The sequence below is a fragment of the Enterococcus sp. 3H8_DIV0648 genome (assembly GCF_002140655.1).
Classification (GTDB): domain Bacteria; phylum Bacillota; class Bacilli; order Lactobacillales; family Enterococcaceae; genus Enterococcus_A; species Enterococcus_A hulanensis.
In genome coordinates, this window is record NZ_NGLG01000001.1 from 2,143,345 (window position 1) to 2,145,875 (window position 2,531).

General features: G+C 42.5%; 2 protein-coding genes. Both read right to left on the reverse strand.

What is annotated here, in order from left to right:
- Positions 1-127: 127 nt before the first annotated feature.
- Positions 128-1,615 carry a glycerol kinase GlpK gene (gene glpK, locus A5875_RS09935; RefSeq protein ID WP_088933452.1) on the reverse strand — a complete coding sequence of 496 codons (1,488 nt, stop codon included), beginning with the start codon at positions 1,613-1,615 and terminating at the stop codon, positions 128-130.
- Between the two features lie 56 nt (positions 1,616-1,671).
- Positions 1,672-2,484 carry an SDR family oxidoreductase gene (locus tag A5875_RS09940; protein WP_088933453.1) on the reverse strand — a complete coding sequence of 271 codons (813 nt, stop codon included), beginning with the start codon at positions 2,482-2,484 and terminating at the stop codon, positions 1,672-1,674.
- Between the last annotated feature and the right edge of the window lie 47 nt (positions 2,485-2,531).

Below are 2,531 nucleotides of genomic sequence, written 5' to 3' on the forward strand. Positions count from 1 at the left end.
TTTTACAAAAATGAGTCTGTTTCTCATTTCGTACATTATTCCGCTAAACTTTCTGGAATTCTAAACACTGCTAAAAGCGGAACTGGCATCCTAATTCGTTTTAAGGTATTCATTTTTTTTTTAGATTTTATTTAGTTAACACGCAACTGACTGCTTTTTTCCAACCGTCGTATAATTTTTCACGGGTTTCTTCGGTCATTTGCGGCAGGAATTCTGCATCTAGTTCAAAGGTATCAAGTAATTCTTCTTTATTTTTCCAGAAACCGACTGCTAAGCCAGCCAAAAAGGCCGCGCCGCGCGCCGTTGTCTCAACCACTTTTGGTCGCATTACTGGAATATCTAATAGATCGGCTTGGAATTGCATGACGAAATTATTTTTACAAGCACCGCCATCTACTTTCAGCGCGACATTCTTAATGCCAGAATCACTTTCCATACAGTTCACGACATCTTTGATTTGATAAGCCATTGATTCTAAGGTTGCCCGAATAATGTGGTTGCGATTCACGCCGCGGGTCAAACCAATAATCGCGCCTCGTGCATTTTGATCCCAATAAGGTGCGGATAATCCAGTAAACGCTGGAATGAAATACGCCCCATGAGTATCTTCAACTTTTCCTGCCAAATATTCCGTATCACAGGAATCATAAACAAGATGCATTTCATCACGCAGCCATTGCACGGAAGCTCCAACAACATACAATAAGCCTTCAAGGGCATATTCTACTTGGCCGTCTAAGCCCCAAGCAATCGTCGTCAATAAACCATTTTTTGATTTTATACTTTTTTCACCAGTATTCATGATCAACGAGCCGCCAGTACCGTAAGTTGCTTTTACCATCCCGGCATCAAAGCAGGCTTGTCCGAACAGTGCGCCCTGCTGATCCCCAACAGATGCAGCAATTTTGATTTCAGCACCGTTGAAAATATTTTTCCCTGTCACGCCATAAACACTGCTGGACGGCATTGCTTGAGGCAGAATTTGTTTTGGTACATTGATAATCTCTAATAGATGATCATCCCACTTGATCTCTTTGATATTGAATAGTTGTGTCCGCGAAGCATTCGAATAATCGATGACATGAACTGCACCCTCACTAAGATTCCAAATCAGCCAAGAGTCAATCGTTCCGCAAAGCAGCTCGCCTTTTTCTGCACGCTCACGGGCACCTTCGACATTATCCAAAATCCAGGCGATCTTCGTTCCTGAAAAATAAGCATCAACGATTAAGCCAGTGTTTTCTTTGATATATTCTTCGTGTCCTTGAGCCTTTAGCTCTTCACAGATATCAGCGGTCCGGCGATCCTGCCAGACAAGGGCATTCATAATTGGTTTGCCGGTCATTTTATCCCAAACAACACAGGTTTCACGCTGATTCGTAATGCCGATTCCTTCGATCTGTTCTGGGACAATATTCGCTTGATTCAACGCTCGCAACGCCGTACCGTATTGAGCATTCCAAATTTCTTGCGGATCATGTTCGACCCAGCCTGGCTGCGGATAGATTTGTGAGAATTCTTGATAAGCCGAAGAAATTTCTTTCCCTGACTTATCAAAAATAATCGTCCGACAGCCTGTTGTTCCAGCATCAAAAGCCATCATATATTTTTGCATTCACTTCTCCTCCTAATTCCTATTAAAGTGTTTTTAATCAACACGTCCGTCACTTTTTACACTTCCATACCATAACGGTGAGCTTTATGCGTTGGGTAAAATGCGATTGACGGTACAGTCACATCTGGTGTGCGAGTCGCTACATACAAAGCAATTTCAGAGACATTTTCAACATCAATACAGCTTGCGTGGATACCTTCTTTTAATTCTTTTTCATCTAACCAGCCATCTGTATACGCTTCTAGATCTCCATCGTAGATTCCAGTATCGATCACTTCAGTCATTGGTGTTTTCACGTGAGATGGATTGATCACGGTCACGCCGATATTTTTGCCAACACCTTCTAATAAAATATTCTTACTCAAGCCCATCATACCATGCTTCGAAGCACGATAAGGACTGTGTCCCGGACAAGATGCCATTCGAGCAGAAGACGATCCGATATTCATGATACGTCCGCCAGATTCTTGTTTTTCCATATAACGGAAGGCTTCACGGCAGCAAAGGAATACACCGGTCATATTAGGTCCAATCGTTTTATTCCATTCTTCCATTGTTACTTGTGCAATCGGCGGTGCTAATGAATCGCGGCCAGCACTATTTGCGACTAAATCAATGCTGCCCCATTTATCATAGGCTTTCTTGAAGAAATCAATTACCGCTTGTTCGTCCACCACATCTGCTACAACCGCTAACGTTTCGCTGCCAAGTGCCTCAACTTCCTTCGCTACCTTCGCCAAACGTTCTGTATCAATATCCACTAACAAGCATCTGCAACCGTTCTCAGAAAACTTTTTAGCAATTGCTTCTCCGATTCCTGATGCGCCACCGGTTACTACTGCTACTTTGCCATCTAACACCTTACTCATGTAAATCGCTCCTTAAAATTTTATTTTCTTAACTTGACTACATGATA